4 protein-coding genes are annotated in these 3,476 nt (G+C 61.3%); 1 reads left to right on the top strand and 3 read right to left on the bottom strand.

Features of this window, described 5'->3' with window-relative positions:
* Positions 1-294 precede the first annotated feature (294 nt).
* Positions 295-651 (bottom strand): hypothetical protein, encoded by a 357-nt coding sequence (locus PCS43_RS00720; protein WP_042450945.1) that lies wholly within the window; start codon positions 649-651, stop codon positions 295-297.
* 189 nt (positions 652-840) lie between these two features.
* Here PCS43_RS00720 and PCS43_RS00715 point away from each other — a divergent pair, with 189 nt between their 5' ends.
* Positions 841-1,179, top strand: a complete 339-nt coding sequence (locus PCS43_RS00715; protein WP_003944971.1) for an RNA polymerase-binding protein RbpA — start codon at positions 841-843, stop codon at positions 1,177-1,179.
* A 444-nt stretch (positions 1,180-1,623) separates the two neighbouring features.
* Here PCS43_RS00715 and PCS43_RS00710 read toward each other — a convergent pair whose 3' ends face one another.
* Both PCS43_RS00710 and PCS43_RS00705 read right to left on the bottom strand, forming a co-directional pair.
* Positions 1,624-2,802: a PrsW family intramembrane metalloprotease gene (locus tag PCS43_RS00710; RefSeq protein ID WP_209908676.1), complete on the bottom strand. Its 1,179-nt coding sequence runs from the start codon at positions 2,800-2,802 to the stop codon at positions 1,624-1,626.
* A complete protein-coding gene (locus PCS43_RS00705; protein WP_228400993.1) occupies positions 2,799-3,452 on the bottom strand; it encodes a hypothetical protein in 654 nt (217 codons plus the stop codon). The genes PCS43_RS00710 and PCS43_RS00705 overlap by 4 nt, the downstream gene beginning before the upstream one ends.
* Positions 3,453-3,476 lie beyond the last annotated feature (24 nt).

Genomic DNA, 3,476 nt, shown 5'->3' with positions numbered 1-3,476 from the left:
CACGACCACCCCCACACAGCGTTGTGACGATCAGCGTTGTGACGATCAGCGCCGGGAAGTGTGGCTCGGGGATTGAAGAGAAACATCGCACCGCCTCGATATCGAGTGGAAACCATGTGGCGATCCTGCGAGAGCGCAGCCGAAGGTCATCGACCTCGACGAAGGGTCGCTTCGGAGTCCGAACCTCCCCGAAGGTCCGAACTCAGGATCAAAATTTGTCGTCGTCAGGCGTCAGGAGCACCGCAGTGTTGCAGTGCTCGACGCAAGGCTAGAAACCGGTTGCCCACACCTGCTCTACCGGAAACGTTCGGCTTCGCGGGCAAGCTCGGTCAACCGTTCACACAACTGTGTGAGCTCTGAACTCTCTGCGCCCTCGGCAACTGCTGTCGCCACATCTTCGGCAGCGCATCGGACCTCGAACATCCGATCCACGAGTTCGACCGCTTCGACTGCGGTCAAGATGACGGCGTCAGCCGGGATCGACGTGCCCTTGACGGCATTGCGCTGCTCGTACGCACGCTGTCGACAAGACTGGCTGCAGTACCGGCGTCGACGACCGACACCGGTCACCGCGACCTCTCGACCACACCACACACACGGGTTTCCCGAACGCGCAGACTGCGGTGATCCGACGCGTGTGCTCTCAGCCATGAATCGACACTGTACTCGAGATTCGGACGCCTTCGATGAACGCGCACGGTACCCGGTAAGATGGAGAGGTTGCGTCTTCTCGCCACACGGGAACCAATCGGGTGCTCGTGGCGTTGTAGATGAGTGTGAGCGTCTACTCCCCAAGTCAGGGCGCCCACCAGCGGTGACGAACGAAGAGAGGACACCACCATGGCAGATCGCGTACTTCGAGGTAGCCGACTCGGAGCTGTGAGCTACGAGACCGACCGTGACCATGACCTCGCGCCCCGTCGTATGGCCAAGTACAAGTGCGAGAACGGCGAGATCTTCGACATCCCGTTCGCGGACGAAGCCGAGATCCCCGGCACCTGGTTGTGCCGAAACGGCCTCGAAGGCACCCTCATGGAGGGGACTGCTCCCGAAGCCAAGAAGGTCAAGCCTCCCCGCACCCACTGGGACATGCTGCTCGAGCGTCGCTCGGTCGAGGAACTCGAAGAGCTCCTCAAAGAGCGTCTCGATTTGCTGAAGGCCAAGCGTCGCGGCGCATGAACTAGCACTTCGATCAAGACCGTCCGGTTCTACACCGGGCGGTCTTTCTCGTTCTTCGGGGAGTGATCGTTCACAAGTCGACGTCATACTTCGGCCCTTCTTCGACGTGGCAACTTCAGGATGCTTCGCGGTCCTCAAAGACACTTCAGGGCAACGTCATTCAGCATCCAGGCGCACTTGCGGGCCGACAGTGCGCAAATCCTGGACTTGCGCTGAAGAACCATCGGCACTGCTTCATGCACCAGTGTGAGCTGTATCCCCCACCCCGCGACACACCAAACTTCGGTACACCAAACTTCGGTACACCAAACTTCGATACGGAGTGAACTGGTAGCCCAGTCACTCGGCCGGGTTGCTTGCCAAGTGACGATGGCAAGCAACCCGGCCGACTGGGGTGTGGGTGAATGTTTTGCGGTGCTGAACGGTTCTTCCGCTACTTCCCGGTCACCGAGTGATGCTCTGTGCCGCGGTTCCTTGGCGGAGGCGGGTGATTTCGTTGCGTGATTCGACGACCTGGGGGCTGTCGTCGCCCTTGCTGACAGCAAGGTCGCTGCACAGATCCAGCGCGGCACGAACGATATGTCGTCGTTGGCGACGTTCGGTGCGAGTGGGTGCGGCTTTCGCGTAAGTACGTTGTTGTCGCCATCCGCCGGCGGCTGTCACCTCGGCGTCGGTCAGGACGCCGGACTCGATTTCCGGGGCGAGAATGTCACGGACGAAGTGGGATTCACGTGGGTGCGCCCAGACGAACGCGATCCACAAGGCAGTGAACGCGAAGACGATGTCGCCGATCATGATGACGAACACGAGCGAACTGCTGCCGCCGGCGATCGCGAGCATGGAATCCCACACGCCGTGGATCAAGATGGGTGCCACGATCAACGCCAATCCGCGTCCGATCCGCCGGGGCTGGGCCGGGGTGCCGATCAGATAGATCACGCCGGCGCAGAAAAGGGCGGTGAACAGGGGATGAGAGACGATGTCGGAGTAGGTGCGGGTGGCGATGGAACCGAGCAGGCCGTCGGTTTGGTGGGCGCCGAAGCCCTGTGTTGCGCCGGCAATCGAGTACAGAAAGTCTTCGCTGGTCTGAAATCCCAAGCCGATGAAAGCACCGAGGAGCAGGCCGTCGGTTGCGGTGCGCACCAGGCGTGGTGCAAGCGCGAGGAGGACTACGATGCCGATGCCTTTGGCGGTTTCCTCCACGAAGGGTGCAGAGAGGCCCGCATGCCAGTCCTGAGCCCATACCTGCCCGAAAATCTTCGAGTAGAGCGAACCGACTGCTCCGTTCGCGGGTACTGCGATAGTGAACGTTGCTGCGGTGGCGCCCCAGATGAAGCCGGTGACCACTAGTCCTACGGGTTGGCGTTCGTAGCGGTCGATGTGCCGGAACCACCATGTCCAGACCGCGGCGCTGATGACGCCGACGATGCCGGCAACGAGGAGTGCGCGCCCGAAGTATCCGGCGAAGGGAGCAAACATCTGCCAGCCTTTGACGAGGCCGAATCCGCACATCCACAGGTATATCCAGAACACGACGTTGCGTTGCTGGAAGAAGTGAAATTTCTCGCCCCAGGCCGTCGTATCGAATGCGCGGGAGCGGGTTTCGAGGAGATCGGTGCTCACTTGGTGTCTCCCTCGTGTGTGCCGATAGAGGCGATCATGTCGGTGATTTCTCGACTGCGGGCGGCGATCTGATCGGGTGGGCCGACTACCTGTACCCGAATTCCCTTGCCGTCGACGACGAATGTGGTCACCGATCCGGCGGACCGCGGAGTGTCAAAGCTGACCTGGACGCCGCTCAGACCCCCGGCGGTGCTGATCGGCTGGCGCGCACCGGAGACCGCAAGCACGGAACTGCCGTTCGTCGCAAGACTCACGGCATCTGTTTGGGAGAGGAGTTCGTCGGCAGTTCCACTGAATGTGTCGGCGTCGACGCTCACGGTGACGGTGCCATCGGTCAACGTCACACGTGGGAGCGAATCGGACGCGCCATGTTGGTCGGTTCGGAAACCACTGTCGACATTCCAGCCCGCAGGTGCGGCGAAGGAGACCGTTTCGGTCACGGCCATCCGGTCTCCGGCGCCGGTTGGATCTTCGGAGGAGACAGCGGAATCGATGGCGGGCACGATCACGGTCCAGAGCATCCACACCGCCAAGATCGCGAGGGCGTGTGGGAAGACTCGTGTGTCGAATCCGAGGAAGCGGTGATCCGCTGGTGGACGTCTTCCGTGTAGGGGCTCGTGCTTGTGTGCAGTACTCGAAATAACGCTCAATTTCCCTCGTTTCCATTGCACGGC

Origin of the sequence: Rhodococcus sp. C-2, from assembly GCF_027854095.1 — a bacterium.
In the GTDB taxonomy this organism is placed as follows: Bacteria; Actinomycetota; Actinomycetes; order Mycobacteriales; family Mycobacteriaceae; genus Rhodococcus_F; species Rhodococcus_F qingshengii.
The sequence above is the reverse complement of the archived record's forward strand: the minus strand, read 5'-3'. Positions and strand labels throughout refer to the sequence as shown.